This is a genomic window from Sphingobium sp. WR1 (assembly GCF_059693745.1).
Genome location: NZ_JCATID010000006.1, coordinates 134,688 through 153,590, shown reverse-complemented (window position 1 = coordinate 153,590; position 18,903 = coordinate 134,688). Strand labels below are relative to the sequence as shown.

At 64.9% G+C, this 18,903-nt stretch carries 13 protein-coding genes; 6 read left to right on the top strand and 7 right to left on the bottom strand.

The window, feature by feature from the left end:
• Position 1: 1 nt before the first annotated feature.
• Positions 2–2,905, bottom strand: a complete 2,904-nt coding sequence (locus AC58EF_RS10055; RefSeq protein WP_497275990.1) for a M16 family metallopeptidase — start codon at positions 2,903–2,905, stop codon at positions 2–4.
• Between the two features lie 162 nt (positions 2,906–3,067).
• Between AC58EF_RS10055 and AC58EF_RS10050 the strand changes: the two genes are divergently transcribed.
• A complete protein-coding gene (locus tag AC58EF_RS10050) occupies positions 3,068–4,717 on the top strand; it encodes a M28 family metallopeptidase (RefSeq protein ID WP_497275989.1) in 1,650 nt (549 codons plus the stop codon).
• 83 nt (positions 4,718–4,800) lie between these two features.
• Entirely contained in the window at positions 4,801–7,380 is a 2,580-nt protein-coding gene (gene clpB, locus AC58EF_RS10045) for an ATP-dependent chaperone ClpB (RefSeq protein WP_497275988.1), read from the top strand.
• A gap of 87 nt (positions 7,381–7,467) precedes the next feature.
• On the opposite strand, the gene AC58EF_RS10040 is transcribed toward clpB, so the two are convergent.
• Positions 7,468–7,719: a hypothetical protein gene (locus AC58EF_RS10040; protein WP_497276132.1), complete on the bottom strand. Its 252-nt coding sequence runs from the start codon at positions 7,717–7,719 to the stop codon at positions 7,468–7,470.
• 76 nt (positions 7,720–7,795) lie between these two features.
• Positions 7,796–9,076 carry an aspartyl/asparaginyl beta-hydroxylase domain-containing protein gene (locus AC58EF_RS10035; RefSeq protein ID WP_497275987.1) on the bottom strand — a complete coding sequence of 427 codons (1,281 nt, stop codon included), beginning with the start codon at positions 9,074–9,076 and terminating at the stop codon, positions 7,796–7,798.
• 91 nt (positions 9,077–9,167) lie between these two features.
• On the opposite strand from AC58EF_RS10035, the gene AC58EF_RS10030 reads away from it, so the two are divergent.
• A complete protein-coding gene (locus AC58EF_RS10030) occupies positions 9,168–10,214 on the top strand; it encodes a hypothetical protein (RefSeq protein ID WP_497275986.1) in 1,047 nt (348 codons plus the stop codon).
• Between the two features lie 86 nt (positions 10,215–10,300).
• On the opposite strand, the gene AC58EF_RS10025 is transcribed toward AC58EF_RS10030, so the two are convergent.
• On the bottom strand, positions 10,301–13,318 hold the full coding sequence (locus AC58EF_RS10025) for a TonB-dependent receptor plug domain-containing protein (protein ID WP_497275985.1): 3,018 nt from the start codon (positions 13,316–13,318) through the stop codon (positions 10,301–10,303).
• A 392-nt stretch (positions 13,319–13,710) separates the two neighbouring features.
• Here AC58EF_RS10025 and AC58EF_RS10020 point away from each other — a divergent pair, with 392 nt between their 5' ends.
• Positions 13,711–14,253, top strand: a complete 543-nt coding sequence (locus AC58EF_RS10020; protein WP_497275984.1) for a hypothetical protein — start codon at positions 13,711–13,713, stop codon at positions 14,251–14,253.
• Between the two features lie 10 nt (positions 14,254–14,263).
• Here the strand turns inward: AC58EF_RS10020 and AC58EF_RS10015 are convergent, their stop codons facing one another.
• From AC58EF_RS10015 to xseA, 3 genes are read right to left on the bottom strand one after another with little or no spacing between them, the layout of a single operon-like run.
• Positions 14,264–15,079 (bottom strand): M23 family metallopeptidase, encoded by an 816-nt coding sequence (locus AC58EF_RS10015; RefSeq protein ID WP_497276131.1) that lies wholly within the window; start codon positions 15,077–15,079, stop codon positions 14,264–14,266.
• Positions 15,080–15,114: 35 nt separating this feature from the next.
• Positions 15,115–15,327, bottom strand: a complete 213-nt coding sequence (locus AC58EF_RS10010; protein ID WP_497275983.1) for a DUF2093 domain-containing protein — start codon at positions 15,325–15,327, stop codon at positions 15,115–15,117.
• Between the two features lie 28 nt (positions 15,328–15,355).
• Positions 15,356–16,852: an exodeoxyribonuclease VII large subunit gene (gene xseA, locus AC58EF_RS10005; protein WP_497276130.1), complete on the bottom strand. Its 1,497-nt coding sequence runs from the start codon at positions 16,850–16,852 to the stop codon at positions 15,356–15,358.
• 7 nt (positions 16,853–16,859) lie between these two features.
• Between xseA and purD the strand changes: the two genes are divergently transcribed.
• Complete coding sequence (gene purD / locus AC58EF_RS10000; protein ID WP_497275982.1) at positions 16,860–18,137, top strand: phosphoribosylamine--glycine ligase; 1,278 nt, start codon at positions 16,860–16,862, stop codon at positions 18,135–18,137.
• Positions 18,138–18,241: 104 nt separating this feature from the next.
• Positions 18,242–18,826: a helix-hairpin-helix domain-containing protein gene (locus AC58EF_RS09995; protein ID WP_497275981.1), complete on the top strand. Its 585-nt coding sequence runs from the start codon at positions 18,242–18,244 to the stop codon at positions 18,824–18,826.
• The last annotated feature ends 77 nt before the right edge of the window (positions 18,827–18,903 follow it).

Here is an 18,903-nt window from a genome sequence, read left to right as displayed (position 1 = left end):
GTCAATCAGCGAGCGTTCCCATTTCCACCGGCAGGCCCACCGCGTCAAGCTGCGGCCGCACCAGTTTCGCATCGCCCACCACGACCCAGATCAGCCGGTCGGGGTTGATCGCCTCGCGCGCGGCCTTGTCGAAGTCCGCCGCCGTCATGGCGCGATAGGTCTTGGGCAGCGTCTCGTAATAATCGTCGGGCCGGCCGATCAGGTCGTTGCGCATCATCGCGCTCAGCAGGTCCGACGAAGTTTCGAAGCTGCCGGGCAGCGACAGTATCTGGCTGTTGATCGTCTGGTTGCGTTCCGCCTCGGTGGTGCCCTTGGTCGTCAGATAGTCCTTGATGTCCTGCCGCGCGGCGACGATCGATTCGCCCGTCTTGTCGGTCTGGACCGGGGCATAGACCAGCAGCGGGATCGTTTCCTTGACGCCCGGCAGCGCCGTGCCCGCGCCATAGGCCCAGCCTTTCGTCTCGCGCAGGTCCATGGTCAGGCGCGACGTGGTGCTGCCGCCCAGCACTTCATTGGCGGTCTGCAGCGTGACCGGATTGTCCGTCCCCGCCTTGCTGGTCAGCGCCCCGGCCAGGATCATCGACTGCGGGCTTTGCGGCTTGTCGATCAGCACGATCTTTGCCGGGCGCATCATCCGGTCCATGCGGAACAGCTTGGCGCCCTTCGCCACCGCCGGCGCCTTCCAGTCGCCGAAACGCTTTTCCAGCAGCGGCAGCAGCTCGGCCAGCGTCGTGTCGCCCGCGACGAAGATGGTCGCATTGTCCGGCCGCAGCCACTTGTCATGGAAAGCAGTGAGGTCCGCCCGCGTCACCGCCTTGACCCCGCTTTCGGTGCCCGACCCGGTGAAGGGAATGCCATAGGGATGCGCCTGCCCATAGAGCAAGGGCGGCAACATGCGCTGGGCGATCGCCATCGGCTCGGTCTTTTCCGCCTTGATCCGGGTCAGCACCTGCCCGCGCAGCCGCTCCACCTCGGCCGGCGCGAAGGCGGGGTTGCGGATCACATCGGCCAGCAGGCCCAGCGATGCGTCGAGATTAGGCTTGAGCGCGAACAGCCCGACATTGGTGCGGTCCATGCTGTTGCCCGCGCTGATCGACGCGCCCAGACGCTCCTGCTCCTCGGCGATCTGCACCGACGACCGGGTCGTCGTGCCTTCGTCCAGCAGCGCGGTGGCGAGGCCCGCCGTCCCCAGCTTCGCCTTGTCGTCAGCGGCATTGCCCGCGTCGAAGGCGACCGAGACGCGCAAGGTCGGAACGGCGGTGCGCTGCGCGAACACGACCTTGATGCCGTTCTTCAGCGTCGCATGTTCGACATCGGGGAAATCCAGATCCTTGACCGGCTCGATCGCCGGCTCGGCAATCTTCGCCGGCGGCGTCGCGGCGGCTGGCGCCGGCGCATCGGGATTGCGGAAGAAGGCCGGTTGGTGCGTCGCCCCACCCGCCTTCGCATTGCCCGCCAGCGCATTGTCCGCCGCGCTGCGTTCGCCCGGCGCGACCGTCAGGCGCAGCACCGGCCGGCCCAGCCATTTGCGCGCAGCCGCCGCCACGCTCTGCGGCGTCGCACCGGCATAGACGGCCAGATCCTTCTTATATTTGCCCGGATCGTCGGAATAGACCGCGCCCTCGGCCAAAGTCACCGCCTTGCCCGAAAAGCCGCCGACCTTCTCCAGACCCGAAATCGTGCCCGACGCCTGGCTGGTGGCGGCGCGCAGCACCTCGTCGGCGGTCGGTCCCTTGGCGAGATAGTCGGCGAGCAGCTGGTCGAGCCGTTTGCCCACCGCCACCGGGTCCGCGCCCGGCTTCACGTCGACCGTGATCTCGGCCAGGCTCAATTTCTCGAACGGCTGGATGCTGGCCTTGACGGCGACCGCGACCTTCTCGTCGCGCACCAGCGCATTGTCGAGCCGGGAGGAACCGAGACCGCCAAAGACGGTCATGGCGAGGTCGAGCTGTTGCAGGTCCGCCGAGTTGACGCCCGGCACCACCCAGTTGCGATAGAGGCGGGTCGCGGCGACATTGTCGTGCATCACCACTTCGGCATCCTTCGCCAAGGTCGGGACGGTCGCGTCCACATCCTTGGGCGCGGGACCAGCGGGGATGTTGCCGAACCATTTGCCGACCTTGGCCTTGGCGGTCGCGACATCGATATCGCCCGCCAGCACCAGCACGGCATTATTGGGACCATAATGGGTCTTGAACCAGTTTTGGACGTCGGCCAGGCTCGCGCCATTCAGGTCCGCCATCGATCCGATGGTGGAGTGGCGATAGGGATGGCCTTCGGGCATCAGCGCGGCGAGCTGGGCATATTCGACCAGGCCATAAGGCTCGTTCTCGCCCATGCGCTTTTCATTCTGCACGACGCCGCGCTGGGTATCGAGCTTGGTCTGCGTCACCGCACCCAGCAGATGGCCCATGCGATCCGATTCCAGAAACAGCGCCCGGTCGAGCGCGCCGGTCGGCACCGTCTCGAAATAATTGGTGCGGTCGAACCAGGTTGTGCCGTTCCAGTCGGTCGCGCCGATATCCTCCAACCGCCCGAAGAAGGGACCGTCGGCATTTTCCGATCCGTAGAACATCAGATGCTCGAACAGATGGGCAAAGCCGGTCTTGCCCGCCGGTTCGAAGCGGGAGCCGACATGATACCAGATCGACACCGCCACCACCGGCGCCTTGCGGTCGGTATGGACGATCACGCGCAGCCCGTTGGGCAGGCGGAACTCCTCATAGGGAATGTCGACCTTCGCCACGAGGCTGGAGAGCGGCGCGGGCGCCACGCTCGCGGTGGCGCTGGCATTCGCACTCTGGGCCATGGCCTGGGTCGCGGGCATCAGGGCGAGCGCGGACAGGCCGACCAGCAGGGACAGACGGCGCGGCAGAGAGGAACGCGACTGGGGGGAAAGGGTCATGAAAGGCCTCTGGCAGGAGCTACGGACCATGCGGCGACGAACGCGCCGCGATGACCCGCACCATAGCGAGGCGTGGTAGCGGCGCAATACGCAAAGGCTGGACAGACGGGATGGGCGGCGGCAATCCTCTCGCCATAACAATTATTCGAAAGACCTGCCTTCATGAACCGCCTGGCCCTGCTGGCTGCCGCCACCGCCCTCGTTCTGCCCGCCGCCCTCTCCGCCCAATGCTCTGCCGATCCCGTCTTCTCGCCCGCCGCCGTCCGCGCCCATGTCGAATTTCTCGCCGACGATCTGCTCAAGGGGCGCGACACCGGCAGCGAAGGGCATGAGATCGCCGCCCGCTATGTCGCCAGCCAGTTCGACGGGCTGGGTCTGAAACCCGCCGGCGATATGGGCGACTGGCTCCAGCGGATCACCTTCCAGAAGACGCAGTTCGGCAAGACCCCTGCCACCCTGACCGTCTCCGGCGCGGGCGGCACGAAAAGCTTCACCCATGCAGGCGAAGTGATCGTCGGCATCAACGCCACCGAACCACATCTCGACGTCACGGCGCCACTGGTCTTCGTCGGCTATGGCCTCGAAAATGCCCGCCTCGGCCTCGACGACTATGCCGGTCTCGATGTGAAGGGGAAGATCGTCGTCACCCTGCGCGGCTATCCCAAGGGGCTGCCGAGCGAGGAAGGCGCGCATCTGTCCGCGACCAAGGGCAAGGTGGCCGAAGCGCATGGCGCGATCGGCATGTTGTCGCTTGGCACCATCCAGTCGATAAAGGCCCGGCCCTGGGCGCGCATGGTGCAATTCGCGGACGAACCCGATTTCACCTGGGTTTCGCCCGAAGGCGTCCCCTTCAACGCCGCGCCGGGGCTTCGCGCCTCCGCGGTGCTGAACGATCCGGCCGCCGAAGCCGTGTTCGCCGGCGCGCCCGCCAGCATCGCCGCGATCCGCAAGGTCGCGGACAAGGTGGGCGGCAAGCCCAGGGGCTTCGCGCTCAAGACCAGCGTCACGATCAAGGCCGACACTATCGGCGAGCGCGTCACCAGCCCCAATGTCGTCGCCATCCTGCCCGGCAGCGACCCGAAGCTGAAAGACGAATATGTCGTCCTGTCCGCCCATCTCGACCATATCGGCGTCAGCCCGGCGAAACCTGGCGATCCGGCGGAAAAGGACCGGATCAACAATGGCGCGCTGGATAATGGCGCGGGCATCGCGACCATGCTGGAAGTCGCGCGCGCCATGGCGCAGTCGCCCGACAAGCCGCGCCGCTCGATCATCTTCCTCGCTTCCACCGGCGAGGAGAAGGGGCTGCTCGGCGCGGACTATTATGCGCGCCATCCCAGCGTCCCGGTCCGGCAGATCGTCGGCAATGTCGACCTCGACATGCCGCTGCTGCTTTATCCCTTTACCGACGTCATCGCCTTCGGCGCAGACCATTCGACCCTGGGTCCGATCGTCGCCAAGGCGGTCGCGCCGATGGGCGTGAAGCTATCGCCCGACCCCATGCCGCAGGAGACGATCTTCGTCCGTTCCGACCATTATATGTTCGTGAAGCAGGGCGTGCCCGCCGTCTTCCTCGCCACCGGTTTCGCCAATGGCGGCGAAAAGGCCTGGGGTGAGTTTCTGGGCGGCGCCTATCATCATCCCGGCGACGACATGAGCCAGAAGATCGACTGGCAGGCCGGCGCCCGCTTCGCCGAGGCCAATTACCGCATCACCCGCGCCATGGCCGATGGCGACATCCCGCCGCAATGGTTCGCGAAGGATTTCTTCGGCGACCTGTTCGCGCCGGATGCCGCCAAGGCAGCCAAATGAAATCGCACGCCGCCCCTTGTGTGGTTTTTGAGCAACACTACATCGCCTGCATCTGATTTGAGTGGGCATGTGATAGGACGCCAATGAACCTCGAAAAATTCACCGACCGCGCCAAGGGCTTCCTCCAGTCGGCGCAGACCGTAGCGATCCGCATGAGCCATCAGCGGATCAGCCCGGAACATCTGCTGAAGGCCCTGCTGGAGGACAGCCAAGGCATGGCGTCGGGCCTGATCAAGGCGGCGGGCGGCGATGCGGCCGTGGCGCTGCGCGAAACCGATGCGGCGCTGGCCAAGGTGCCCTCCGTGTCCGGCAGCGGCGCGCAGCAGACGCCCGGCCTGGACAATGACGCCGTGCGCGTGCTGGACAGCGCGGAGCAGGTCGCGGCCAAGGCGGGCGACAGCTTCGTCACCGTCGAACGGCTGCTGCTGGCGCTTACCCTCGCCACCACCACGGCGGCGGGCAAGGCGCTGGCCGCGGCCGGCGTGAAGGCCGAGGCGCTGAACGCCGCGATCAATTCGCTGCGCGGCGGCCGCACCGCCGACACGGCGGGCGCGGAGGATCGCTACGACGCGCTCAAGAAATTCGCCCGCGACCTGACGGCGGCTGCCCGCGACGGCAAGCTCGATCCGGTCATCGGCCGGGACGAGGAAATCCGCCGCACCATCCAGATCCTGGCCCGCCGCACCAAGAACAACCCCGTGCTGATCGGCGATCCCGGCGTCGGCAAGACCGCCATCGCCGAAGGGCTGGCGCTGCGCATCGCCAATGGCGACGTGCCCGATACGCTCAAGGACCGCACCCTCATGGCGCTCGACATGGGCAGCCTGATCGCGGGCGCGAAATATCGCGGCGAGTTCGAGGAACGCTTGAAGGGCGTACTCGATGAGGTGAAGGGCGCGGAAGGCCAGGTCGTCCTCTTCATCGACGAGATGCATACGCTGATCGGCGCGGGCAAATCGGAAGGCGCGATGGACGCGGGCAATCTGCTGAAGCCCGCTTTGGCGCGCGGCGAGTTGCACTGCATCGGCGCGACCACGCTCGATGAATATCGCAAATATGTAGAGAAAGACCCCGCCCTCCAGCGGCGGTTCCAGCCGGTGTTCGTCGGCGAGCCGACGGTGGAGGACACCATCTCCATCCTGCGCGGCATCAAGGAAAAATATGAGGCGCATCATGGCGTCCGCATCGCCGACGCCGCGATCGTCAGCGCCGCGACCCTCTCCAACCGCTACATCACCGACCGCTTCCTGCCCGACAAGGCTATCGACCTGATGGACGAGGCGGCGAGCCGCATCCGCATGGAGGTGGAGAGCAAGCCGGAAGAGATCGAGACTCTCGATCGCCGGATCATGCAGATGCAGATCGAGCGCGAGGCGCTGAAGAAGGAAAACGACCAGCCGTCGAAGGACCGGCTCGCCACGCTCGAATCCGATCTCGCCAATCTGGAGGAACAGTCCGCCGAACTGACCACCCGCTGGCAGGCGGAAAAGGACAAGATTGCGGGCGAGGCGAAGCTGAAGGAACAGCTCGACGCCGCGCGCATCCAGTTGGAACAGGCACAGCGGACCGGCGAATATGGCAAGGCGGGCGAACTGCAATATGGCACCATCCCCGCGCTCGAAAAGCAGTTGGAGGCGGCCCAGACCGCGTCGGCCGGTGCGATGCTGCGCGAGGAAGTGACGGCGGAGGATATCGCCGCGGTCGTCTCCCGCTGGACCGGCATTCCCGTCGACCGGATGATGGAGGGCGAGCGTGAGAAGCTGCTCGCCATGGAAACGGTGCTGGGCCAGCGCGTCATCGGCCAGGCCGACGCGGTCAAGGCCGTGTCGACGGCCGTGCGCCGCAGTCGAGCGGGTCTGCAAGATCCGAACCGGCCGCTGGGCAGCTTCCTGTTCCTCGGCCCCACGGGCGTCGGCAAGACCGAGCTGACCAAGGCGCTCGCCGGCTTCCTGTTCGACGACGACAGTGCGATGGTGCGCATCGACATGAGCGAATTCATGGAGAAGCACAGTGTCGCCCGGCTGATCGGCGCGCCGCCGGGCTATGTCGGCTATGAGGAAGGCGGCGTGCTGACCGAAGCCGTCCGCCGCCGCCCCTATCAGGTCGTGCTGTTCGACGAGGTCGAAAAGGCGCATGGCGACGTATTCAACATCCTGCTCCAGGTGCTCGACGACGGCCGCCTGACCGACGGGCAGGGCCGCACCGTCGACTTCACCAATACGATCATCGTGCTGACATCGAACCTTGGCAGCCAGTTTATCGCGGGCCTCGCCGATGACGAGCCGGTCGAGAAGGTCGAGGATCAGGTGATGGACATTGTCCGTGCCCATTTCCGCCCGGAATTCCTGAACCGGCTGGACGAGGTGATCCTGTTCCACCGCCTTGGCGCGAGCCATATGGCGCCGATCGTCGACATTCAGGTCGCGCGCATCGGCAAGCTGCTCAAGGACCGCAAGATCGTCCTCGACCTGACCGAGGGCGCGCGGGCCTGGCTGGGCCGGGTCGGCTATGATCCCGTCTACGGCGCGCGCCCGCTGAAGCGGGCCGTGCAGCGCTATTTGCAGGACCCGCTCGCCGACCTGATCCTGCGCGGTGAAGTGCCCGATGGATCGACGGTGAAGGTCGAAGATGGCGACGGCGCGCTGAAGCTGAGCGTCATTTGACGAAAAAGGCCTCCGCATGAAACGGTGGGCCTTTTCCATTCCTATGCGGGCCACGGACCGTCCTATGGAGCATCCCGGGCTGACATCTCAGCCGTTCGGGTTCATCCCCGCGCGGCTGCGGGTGATCAAATCGTCAGCATCCCGATTCTGCTGTTCGCTGATGGCGCGCCATTCCGCGTTGGTCTTGCAGATGCGTTCCTTGCGGACCAGCGAACCCGTCACTTCCAACCGCTTGCACCGCATCGCATTGGGATCGTTGCGATCCAGCTTGGGCTTGTCTTCCGCCAGCGCAGGCATGGCGAAAACAAACAGGCTGGATGCGATTACTGCCTTCAAAATACGCACTTGAGGTCTCCCAGAGGCGGCGGATCGGATTTACCGCTTCTTGAAGCGTCTGTCCTTTTCCTGCCGTCGATCAGATGCTCGCCGAGACGTCCTTCGTCTTGCTGGCATCGGCCGTGGCATAGAATTGCTTCAATAAACTTTGTTCTTCAAGTGACAAATGCGGATTCCACACGTCGAAGATCAGCACGACACGCAAATGATCACTGTCGTTCCACGCTTCATGGTCTATCGTGTCGTCGAAGGCGAAGGCCTTGCCTTCTTCCCAAGCCCTTGTCTCGCCGCCGACCCGAAAGAAGCAGCCGGGTGGAACGATGAGTGACAGATGGATGATGGCGCGGGTGTTGGTGACGCCGGTATGGGCGGGAATCCGGCTCCGGGGCTTCAGCAGCGAGAAGAAAGCCGAAGGCGCGCGGCCCGGAATGTCGGCGCGCGGCAAGGCTTCCAGGGCGGCGACCGTCTGCGGACAGGCTGCGCAGACCGCTTCGTTCCGCACGCCATATTCCCACAAAAAAGCCGCGCCCCAATCGAGCGATCCGTCGAGGGCCGTCCATTTATTCTCCGGCGTCCCTGCATCCTGCCGCACATAGGGGCGGACGGCCCCGCCGCCCTGCCCCACCAGCGCCAGGAACTCGGCGCGGATCGCATCGGCCTGCGCCTCCAGCTGCGCCATCCAGGGAAAATGCCGGCGATCGAAAAACTCGTCGGCCGGAAGGAAGGGATAGTGCAACCCGGAACAGTGATTCTGATAGAGGGAGCGCCGGCCGAATTCATGGTCCAGGCAGGCCTGGAACCGCCGCCGGGCGAGCGCGTCGGCTGCCTCCAGTTCCTCGGCCACGCCCGCTTCGACAAAGGCGGCGAAGCGGGCATTATGGTCGCGAACGAACGCACGCCCCACCTCCAATGTTTCCGCCAATGCGGGCGGAACATCATTCATCCCCGCCGCCATCGCCAGCACCTTGCCCCAGCTATCGGCAGCGGCCTGCACCTGGTTGAGCCGCTGCTGCAACTGCGCCATCCGCAACTGCGCCATGAAATTGCGCTGGTCGATCGCAATCGCCCGGGTAAGCGCGTCACGCTCCCCTTCGGCATCGGCCAGACCGCGCTCGGCGGACGCAACATTCATCCACAGTGCCGCCTCCCTGGGATCGGCCTGCGCCGCTGCCCGGAAATGAGTACGCGCGGCGACAAAATCACTGCGATCGAGCGCCATCAGACCCAGCAGGTTGAGCGCCTGTGGCTCGCCCGGCTGGCGCCGAAGCACATCGCCCAGCGCCTGTTCGGCCTCCGCGACACGTCCTTGCCGCCGCGCTTCCGCCGCCTGTTGCAACAACTGTCCGACATTCACATCCATACAGCCCCCCAGCCTTGATCGATCAGGCTATCAGACGCGGAGGTCATGGCAAGTGGGCGAAATCCCCTCATCTTGTGTGGGCAGACCAGCCATGCGAAGGCTGACGATCATGAATGGTCCCACTCTCCGCGACATCATGGCGAATGCCGAATGGCTCGCCCACCGTTACGACCCTGGCCATGACGCCTTCCATATGCGGCATGTCCCGCGCGGGCGGCATGGCGATATCCCTTTCCTGACCGACGAGTATCTCGGGCAGCAGGGAGAGCCGCTGGTCGTGCGCCGCGCCGACGCCATGGCGCACGCGGTTGCACCGGGACCAATCCATTTCCTCTTCCATTCGGCCTATTGCTGCTCGACGCTGCTGGCCGCCGCTTTCGACCGTCCGGGCGTGGCGATGGGACTCAAGGAACCCGTGCTGCTCAACGACCTGATCGGCTGGCGCCATCGTGGCGCGAAAGGGCCGGAAGTGGCGCGGGTGCTGGACGAAGGGATGCGCCTGCTCGCCCGGCCATTCGCCCCCGGCGAGGCAGTGGTGATCAAGCCGTCGAACATCGTCAATCCGCTGATCCCCGGCATCATGGGATTGCGACCGCAGGCCCGCGCGCTGCTGCTGCACGCGCCGCTCGACATGTATCTCGCCTCGATCGCGCGCAAGGGTATGTGGGGCCGGCTCTGGGTCCGCGACCTGTTCCAGAAGCTGATGCTGGAAGGGATGCTGGCGCCCGTCGGCATCGGCCCGGACCAGTATCTTGGCCTGACGGACATTCAGGTGGCGGCCGTCGGCTGGCTGGCGCAGCAACGGCAGTTCGCCATGCTGGCCGAGCAATTGGGCGATCGGGTCGCAACGCTCGACAGCGAGACGCTGGTTGCAAGGCCGAAGGACAGTCTGTCCGCTCTCGCGCGGCTGTTCAGCCTGGGGATGGACGAGGCGACGGTCGAGGCCATCGTCACCGGCCCGATCTTCGCCCGCGACGCCAAGAGCGGCGGCGAATTTGCCGACGGCCAGCGTGCGCGTCAGGCGCAGCGCGACCTCGAAACCCATGGCGAGGAAGTGGAGAAGGTCGCGCATTGGGCCGGCGTGCTCGCCGCCAACGCCGCCATTCCGACGACGCTGCCCCGGCCGCTGCTGAACTGAGGCCGTCTTTCCTCATCCCTATAGCGCATGAAAAAAGGGCCGGTGTTTCCACCGGCCCTTTCCTTTTGCCTAAGCCTGATTACCGATCAGAAGCGGAACTTCGCGGAGACCGCATAGCGACGGCCCAGCGTGTCGTACGTCGACGGATAGACGTTGCCGCTATTATAGGTGGTCGAACCGATCGAGTTGCCGACGACCTTGGGCTGGTTGTCGAACAGGTTCTGCACGGTCAGCGTGAACGTAATTTCATCCGACGCATGGAAGCGCGTGGTCAGGTCGAAATAATGCTCGGCCGGAATCTTGTTGAAATCGACCTGCTTGCCGTTGAGTTCGCCGACGAATGCATCGCCATCCTCATACTTCATGCCGTCGATGTAGCGCCACAGCAGCGAGACATCGGCCATGCCGAAGGAGAGGGTGTTGCGAACCGACCACTGGAACTTCGGCTGGAGCGAACCGCTATAGCCGCAGTTGACCGAATAGAGGCCGACGCACTCACGGTTGACCGAGGTGGGGGTCGCCTGGAAACGCGACCGATTGGTCCAGTTGCCGTTCGCGGCCAACGACCACTTGGCGAAACCGACGTCCTTCGAATAGTTGATCGCCACGTCGATACCATCGGTCTGCAATCGGCCCAGGTTCGACAGCGGCTGGTACAAGCCACCCACGACCGTTGGTTCACCATAGAGGCCACCGGTCGACGGATCGCGGCGGATGACCGTACAGGCCGGGTCCGTCGCACTGGCGGCAGTAATGTTGCCAAAGCAGGCATTGATCACGTCATCCGGCGTGGGATTGGTGATCGCACCTGTGATCTTGATGTTGTAATAGTCAACCGTCACCGAAAAACCCGGCACGAAGGTCGGCTGCAGCACCAGGCCGAACGTGTAGCTGTTCGACTTTTCCGGCCCTAAGGCCAGATTGCCACCCGTGGTGGTGTTCACCTGGCCAGCCGGATCGTTGATGATCGAGCCCGCAGCGATTTGATCGGCCGTCGCGCCCTGTGCGATACAGATTGCCGCCAAATTACTGTTCTGCTGCGGCGCCGTACCGGCGCAGGGGTCCGCCGACAGGTTGGTCAGCTCGGTATTGAGCGGCGAGAAAAGTTCCGAAATGTTAGGCGCACGAACGGCGTGCGCATAATTACCGCGGAGCTTCACGCCATCGACCGGGGTCCAGCTACCGCCTGCCTTCCAGGTCGTGGTTTTGTAGCCCGAACCGCCACGGACGCTGTAGTCTGAATAGCGGATGCCGGCTTCTACGGTCAGGTCCTGGAAGAAGGGCTTGTCCTGCACCAGGGGCAGAATGAGTTCACCAAAGGCTTCATAGACGTCATAGCCGCCATCGACGTTCGGCGCAGCGCCGCCGGCGCCGCCGAGGTCACCCGATTGCGACAGCAGATCGGATTCGCGGGTAGCGGTATATTTGCGATATTCGCCGCCGATCGCGAAGGCGATTGCGTCAGACGCCCAAGGAGAAGCCACGCCGATGTCGCCGCTCACGATGCCCTTGACCTGCGCCAGCGTGGTCTTGGTGGTGATCTGGCTGTCTGCGTTCAGGAACGCATTCTGCGCCGCCGTGATAGAACCGTCAGGGCCGAACAGGTTGAGCGGAACGCAGCCGTTCGAGTCGTCGAGGCAAGTCGTGGTATTGGTCGCGAGCAGAGCTTGACGAACACGCGAATTCAACCAGTAGCCCTTCTGGGTCTGGATCTGCTCGCTCTGGCCATAAGCGCCCGAAATATCCCAATCGATCGTATCGGTGATACCGCCACGTGCGCCGATCTTGTAATCGAAGAAGGTCGTGGTGAAGTCGGAGATACGCGGACCCAACTCGGTTGCGCGACGATTCACGGTCGTTGTGACTTCACGATAATTGGGATCGTTGGGATCGGTCGCGAGTGCCGCAGCGTCGCAAACCGACTGGCTGAAGCGAGGTGTGTATCCTACGCCCGGATTCGTGTCGAAGGCGCAGAACGCATTACGCTGTGCCGCCGACAGATAGGGGTTGCTCAGCGGAACATCGACCGAGATGCCGAATACACCCGACGGCGCGATGATGGTGCTGACGGTGTTCTTCGAGAAAACGCCGCGAGTGTATATTTCGACCGCGTCGCTGACCTCGTAACGACCTGCGCCATACATGTTGAAGCGCTCGAAGGGCGTCTGGAAGATGTTGTAGGGATTGAAATTATAGGCGTCGAAAGCCGTGGTCGGGCGGAACGCACCACCCGCGGCAGTGATCTGACGCTGGCCCTGAACGGCGTTACAGGCGACCTGGCCCGCAGCACCGCAACCGGCGGTGATCGAATCCAAACCCGAAGGATTCACGTTGGTGAAACGCGACGGTGTCGCGGTACCCGAACCGCCGCTCGCGCCGGTAAAGGAATCAATCGCGGACTGCGAGAAAGGACGGTCGCCCTGATAGACAGGGTCCGCCTGCTGATAGCCGACCGAAAAGACCACGTTGCCACGGCCGTCATCAAAGTTCGCACCGAGCGTCAGGTCGGCACGGAAATAATTGCCGTCGCCCTGTTCGGTCAGCTGATTCGAGATATTGGCTTCCAGGCCGGCGAAGTCCGACTTGGTAATGAAGTTGACCACGCCAGAGATGGCATCCGCGCCATAGGTGGTCGAAGCGCCACCAGTCAGCACTTCGACGCGTTCGATCAGCGCCAGTGGAATATTGTTGAGGTCGAACTGGCCCTCGAGGCCCGAGGGCGCAAGACGCGCGCCATCGATCAGAACAATGTTGCGGAAAGAGCCGAGACCACGAAGGTCGACCAGCGATGCACCGCCATTACCATTGTTCACGGCTGAACCGATGCTGGGAACGACGCCCGGAATTTCACGCAGGATTTCTTCCGCGGTGTTGTTCTGCTTCAATTCGATCTGGTCGGACGTGGTCGCCGTGACCGGGGTCGAACGTTCCAGGTTCGGATTGCGGATCAGCGAGCCGGTGACGATGATGGTGTCGCCTTCGGCGGGCGCTTCCGCACCCTGCGGCGCGTCCTGCGCGAACGCGGCCGTGGCGATCAGCGACGCGCTCAGGATCGCCGGAGCGGCGCTGGCACGCAAAAGTGCCCTTTTCGAAAATGTCTTCACAGTCCAGTCCCTTGCTCTGGAGTTTGGCGGATATCGCCATTAGCTTTTCGCATATGAAGGGAATGGTGCCCGACAGCGTCCCCCCATATCGATTGCGGGAACCTGCGCGGGGTTCAGGGCGCTGTAAAGCACGGGAAAAGCACAAAGGCCGCTTTTGGAAGAGGCTGTATCATAAATGCAACAAGCCGCGAACGCCGCTGTTTTACGATCGTATTGCAAGATTATTTCATGGGCTTCCAAACAACTGTAGCATTAATGCAAACATGGTGGGCGAAGGGGATGGATTGTGGCTCACAGCGCATGGGGCGAGCCTGCAACGCTCCTGTTGACCTTGCTTCCAGCGGATGCATGTTATGCGGCGACACGGACTTCCGGCGAAGGAGAATATGGAGATGAACGGCAAGAGCGGCTGGGTGCTGGCGGTCCCCCTCTGCCTGATGGCCGGACAGGCTGTGGCGGCGCCCCGGCAGCAGCCCAAGCCTGAAATCTTCACCAATCTGCTCCAGTGCCGCGCCATCGCCGACAATGCCCAGCGCCTCGCCTGTTTCGACCAGCAGGTCGGCGCGATGGAGGCTGCGTCGCAGCGCGACGAGGTGGTTGTGCTGGACAAGAGCGAACTCAACAAGACGCGCAAGACCCTGTTCGGCTTCGCCTTTCCCAAACTGCCCTTCCTGGGGGACGGCGACGACAAGGAAGAAGTGAAGGAAGAGGAGGGCTTCAACCATATCGAGGCGAAGATCGCCTCGCTGCGCAGCATGGGCTATGGCAAGTGGCAGATCGTGCTGGAGGACGGCGCACAATGGATGACGACCGAAGCCGTCACCGGCCGCGAACCCAAGGTCGGCCAGACGATCGAGATTCGCCGCGCCGCCATGGGCAGCTTCATGGGCAAGGTCGAAGGCGGCCGCGCCGTGCGGATGAAGCGGGTCGGCTGATCTCTTTTCCTTATTGCGACATCGGCCCGGCGATCAGCAGCGGGTCGATCCGCGCCGCATTCCATTTCATGCCCCAGTGAAGATGCGGGCCGGTGGCCCTGCCGGTCGCGCCGATGGCGCCGATGCGCTGGCCCTGCTTCACATGATCGCCCGGCTTCACGTCGATCCGCGACAGATGCAGGAAGGCGCTGTTGAGGCCATGGCCATGATCGATCATCAACAAATGCCCCTCCAGCGTGAAAGGCTTGTCCGCCGCCGCCAGGATGACGACGCCGTCGGCTGGCGCCACCACCGGCTCGCCGGTCACGCCGGCCACATCCACGCCGCCATGATAGGCGCCCGGCTGCCCCTGATAGATGCGCTGCGATCCGAACAGGCCGGAAATGCGGCCGGTGCGCGGCCAGATGAAGCGCTGCCGCCACCCGCGAGCATCAGTCACCTTTTTGCGAGCGGCGTCAATCGCTTCCAGTTCGGGTATGCGCAGAACCATGAAGGCTTCGGTGCTCCTGGTCGGGCGCAGCGGCGCATTGATGCGCTCTATCCGCCAGGCGCGCGGCGCGACGGTCAGTTGCCGTTCGATCGTCCGGCCATCGGGAAGCCGTGCGGAGAGGCGTGCGCTGGGCGGCGCATCCCGGTCGAAGGCGATCAGGAAACGGCCGTCGGCATCGACCGGCACCAGTTGATCGTCAAGATGCAGGGCAACCGTGTCTGCCGGCGCCGTGCCCGTGACCGCGCCGCCCTGTATCAACGCGCCGTCCAGCCGCAAATCAGCGCCGGTCACAGTCCGGGCAAGTGGCGCAGCGCCGCCGCCCGATGAGAGGGGCATCAAACCGGACAGCAAAAGCGCGACGGCAATCCGCCTCATCCGGCGCGGGCGGCCTTCAATTCGGCCTGCGCCGACGCCTCCGCGCTGGCATAGGGTTCCTGTCGCGCGATGCTCCAGTAGCGCAGATCCTCCAGCGCGATCTTCGCCCCCGTGACCGCGCAGACGACATGATCCCCCGCCTGCAATACCCGAAAGCTGTAGGGCATATAGTGGAGACGGGCGACGCGGTCGCGGTTGGACATCAACATGATCAATCGGCCTTTATCAGCGAGGGCGTCAGGAGAAGAGATCCTGTTGCTGCCCTTCCTCCGCTCCGCGCGGCTTGCGGACGGGACGGGGTGAAGATGATATAGCGGCCGGAGCCGGCTTCTCAAGCGGCGGCGGCGCGTCCCCGATCGTCGCGTCGACCGTTCCGTCCTTGAAATGCAGCACCACCCGCCCCGCCGCCTGCGCCGCGGCAACCGACTGCACCAGATGCCCGTCCGCCATCACCCGCGCATAGCCGCGTTGCAGCGGCAGATCGGGGTTGAGCGAGGCGAAATGACGCGACACCCGGTCGAAGGCGGTCGCGCGATCGGACAGGGCGCGCGCCAGATAGTCGGGCCGCAACCGCAGCCGGTCGAGCCGTTCGCGCCCGCGCTGAAGCTGCTGCGTCAGCAAGGCCGGCCGCAGCGCGCCCCCCGCCTGCCCCAGATGCGCGCGCGCATCGGCAAGCCGATGGCGCAATCCGCCGACCAGCCCATCCGACAGCTGGTCCAGCCGCTGCCGCTGTGGCGCCAGCAGCATATCGGGCGTGGGCATCAACCGCGCCTGCATTTCCAGCCGCTCCCGCGCCTGCGCCGCGCCCCGGCGCACCGCGCGCCCGGCCCGCAGACCCATCTCGCTCAAACCGGCCAGCAGCTCCGCCCGCACCGGCACCGCCATTTCGGCGGCGGCGGTCGGCGTGGGCGCGCGCCGGTCGGCGGCATAGTCGCACAATGTCGTGTCGGTCTCATGCCCCACCGCCGAGATGATCGGGATGGTGCAGTCGGCGACGGCGCGCACGACGATTTCCTCGTTGAAGCTCCACAGATCCTCGATCGAACCGCCGCCGCGCGCGACGATCACCAGATCGGGCCGGGGCAGCGGCCCGCTGCCGTCCATCGCCGAAAAGCCCCGCACCGCGCGCGCCACCTGTTCCGCCGCGCCCTGCCCCTGCACCAGCACCGGCCAGAGCAGCACATTGGTCGGGCAGCGATCTTCCAGCCGGTGGAGAATGTCGCGGATCACCGCGCCGGTGGGCGATGTCACGACGCCGATGGTGCGCGGCAGGAAGGGCAAGGCCTTCTTGCGTTCGGGCGCGAACAGCCCCTCGCCCGCGAGTCTTGCCTTCAGCTTTTCCAGCAGCGCCATCAGCGCGCCTTCTCCGGCCAGTTCCATCCGCTCGATCACGATCTGATATTTGGATCGGCCCGGATAGGTGGTGAGCTTGCCGGTGGCGATCACCTCGACCCCGTCCTGCGGCTGGAAGGCGAGCCGCTGCGCGCCGCCCTTCCACATCACCCCGTCGATGACGGCATTGTCGTCCTTGAGCGCGAGATAGAGATGCCCCGACGCCGCCCGCTTGAAGCCCGAAATCTCGCCGCGCAGGCGGACATGGCCGAAACGATCCTCGACCGTGCGCTTGAGCAGGCCCGACAATTCGCTGACCGACAGCGGCGGCGCGTTGTCGCCCGCGCGTTCCTCGGCTAACAGGCGGCCCGAACTGTCATAGGCATCAATTTCCGGGGACATGGGCGACATGAACATCCTTCTGCTTGGCGGCGGCGGCCGCGAACATGCGCTGGCGTGGAAACTGGCGCAATCACCGGCCCTCAAAACGCTGTACGCGGCGCCGGGCAACCCCGGCATAGCGCAGCACGCCACCCTGGTCGACCTTGATGCGGCCGATCATCGGGCGGTGCTGGATTTCTGCATCCGCCATTCGATCGGCCTGGTGGTGATCGGCCCCGAAGCGCCGCTGGTCGATGGCCTGGCCGACAACCTCCGCACCATGGGCGTCGCCGTGTTCGGCCCCAACAAGAAACCTGCCCAGCTCGAAGGGTCGAAGGGTTTCACCAAGGATCTGTGCAAGCGTGCCGACATTCCCACCGCCGCCTACAGCCGTGTGACCAGCAAGGATGGCGCGATTGCCGCGCTCGACGATTTCACCCTGCCGGTAGTCATCAAGGCTGATGGCCTCGCCGCGGGCAAGGGCGTGATCATCGCCGAAACCCGCGACGAAGCGCTGGATGCGCTCGATTCCATGTTCTCCGGCGCGTTCGGCGCGGCGGGCGAGGAAGTGGTGCTGGAAGAATATATGACCGGCGAGGAGGCCAGCTTCTTCGCACTGACCGACGGCACCGCCATCCTGCCCTTCGGTTCGGCGCAGGATCACAAGCGCGTCGGCGATGGCGACACCGGCCCCAATACCGGCGGTATGGGCGCCTATAGCCCTGCGCGCGTGCTGACGCCCGAACTGGAAGCGGAAGTTCTGGAAAAGATCATCAGGCCGACAGTCGACACGCTGGCGGCCGAGGGCATGGCTTATTCCGGCGTGCTCTATGCCGGGCTGATGCTGACCGGCGAAGGACCGAAGCTGATCGAATATAATGCGCGCTTCGGCGATCCCGAATGCCAGGTGCTGATGACCCGTTTCGACGGCGATCTGGTCCAACTGCTGCTCGCCGTGGCGCAGGGCAAGCTGGCCGGACAGGGACCGGTGAAGCTGGCGGATCGCACCGCGCTGACCATCGTCATGGCCGCCAACGGCTATCCCGGCACGCCCGAAAAGGGCGGCGCGATCCGGGGGATCGACGCGGCGGAACGGGATGGCGCGAAGATTTTCCATGCCGGCACCGCGGACAAGGATGGCGTGCTGGTCGCCAATGGCGGACGCGTGCTCAATGTCACCGCCACTGGCGACAATGTGGGCGCGGCGCAGGCGGCCGCCTATGCCGCCGTCGACGCGATCGATTTCCCGACCGGCTTCTGTCGCCGCGATATCGGCTGGCGGGAGGTCGCGCGCGAAAAGGCGTGATGCCCTTGCCCCTCGGGCGTTAGCGCCCTTAAATAGGGCGAGACAGGCGAACAGGCCAAGGCGCTCAACACGGCCAAGGCATTCAACAAGGGAGGTGGTGCGCGATGCAGGAATTCTTCATGGACTATGGCCTGTGGCTGCTAGTCGGGCTGCTTGTCATCATCGGCCTGGTGTTCCTGCTGTCGGGCAAGCGCAAGTCCGGCATCGACGCGCCCACGGAGCCGGTCGCGCCATCCGCCCCGCATCCCCTTGTCGATACTGCGCCGGTGACGCCCGCCGCTTCCGTGGTGGAAGTTCCGTCGGCGCCCGCGCCGGTGGTGGCCGGTCCGGCGGCGATACCACCCTCGCCGGCCGTGGTTGAGCCTGAACCGGAGCCGGTCGCTACGCCTGCGCCCGTGGTCGCCGCCGAACCCGTGCCGGTTTCTCCTGCCGTCACCGCGCCGGCTGCGGACATCGACGATCTGCTCAAGCTCAAGGGCGTCGGCCCCAAACTCAGGACGCTGCTGATCGAACTGGGCGTGACCCGCTACGCCCAGATCGCCGCCTGGTCCGACGCCGACATCGCCGCGATCGACGGCAAGCTCGGCAATTTCAAGGGTCGGCCGGTGCGCGACCAGTGGATCGACCAGGCCAAATATCTGGCTGCAGGCGATGTCGCCGGGTTCGAAGCCAAATATGGGAAGCTCTGAGGGGCCAGGGCCGATCGACATTCAACCCTAAGGCGGCCTGCGGCAGACCATCACCTGAATCGGATGATATCGAGACC

Excerpts from the sequence above, each read along its gene's own strand:
- AC58EF_RS10055 (WP_497275990.1), bottom strand. The coding sequence starts at position 2,905 with ATGACCCTTTCCCCCCAGTCGCGTTCCTCTCTGCCGCGCCGTCTGTCC.
- AC58EF_RS10050 (WP_497275989.1), top strand. The coding sequence starts at position 3,068 with ATGAACCGCCTGGCCCTGCTGGCTGCCGCCACCGCCCTCGTTCTGCCC.
- clpB (WP_497275988.1), top strand. The coding sequence starts at position 4,801 with ATGAACCTCGAAAAATTCACCGACCGCGCCAAGGGCTTCCTCCAGTCG.
- AC58EF_RS10035 (WP_497275987.1), bottom strand. The coding sequence starts at position 9,076 with ATGGATGTGAATGTCGGACAGTTGTTGCAACAGGCGGCGGAAGCGCGG.
- AC58EF_RS10030 (WP_497275986.1), top strand. The coding sequence starts at position 9,168 with ATGCGAAGGCTGACGATCATGAATGGTCCCACTCTCCGCGACATCATG.
- AC58EF_RS10020 (WP_497275984.1), top strand. The coding sequence starts at position 13,711 with ATGAACGGCAAGAGCGGCTGGGTGCTGGCGGTCCCCCTCTGCCTGATG.
- AC58EF_RS10015 (WP_497276131.1), bottom strand. The coding sequence starts at position 15,079 with ATGCCCCTCTCATCGGGCGGCGGCGCTGCGCCACTTGCCCGGACTGTG.
- AC58EF_RS10010 (WP_497275983.1), bottom strand. The coding sequence starts at position 15,327 with ATGTTGATGTCCAACCGCGACCGCGTCGCCCGTCTCCACTATATGCCC.
- xseA (WP_497276130.1), bottom strand. The coding sequence starts at position 16,852 with ATGTCCCCGGAAATTGATGCCTATGACAGTTCGGGCCGCCTGTTAGCC.
- purD (WP_497275982.1), top strand. The coding sequence starts at position 16,860 with ATGAACATCCTTCTGCTTGGCGGCGGCGGCCGCGAACATGCGCTGGCG.
- AC58EF_RS09995 (WP_497275981.1), top strand. The coding sequence starts at position 18,242 with ATGCAGGAATTCTTCATGGACTATGGCCTGTGGCTGCTAGTCGGGCTG.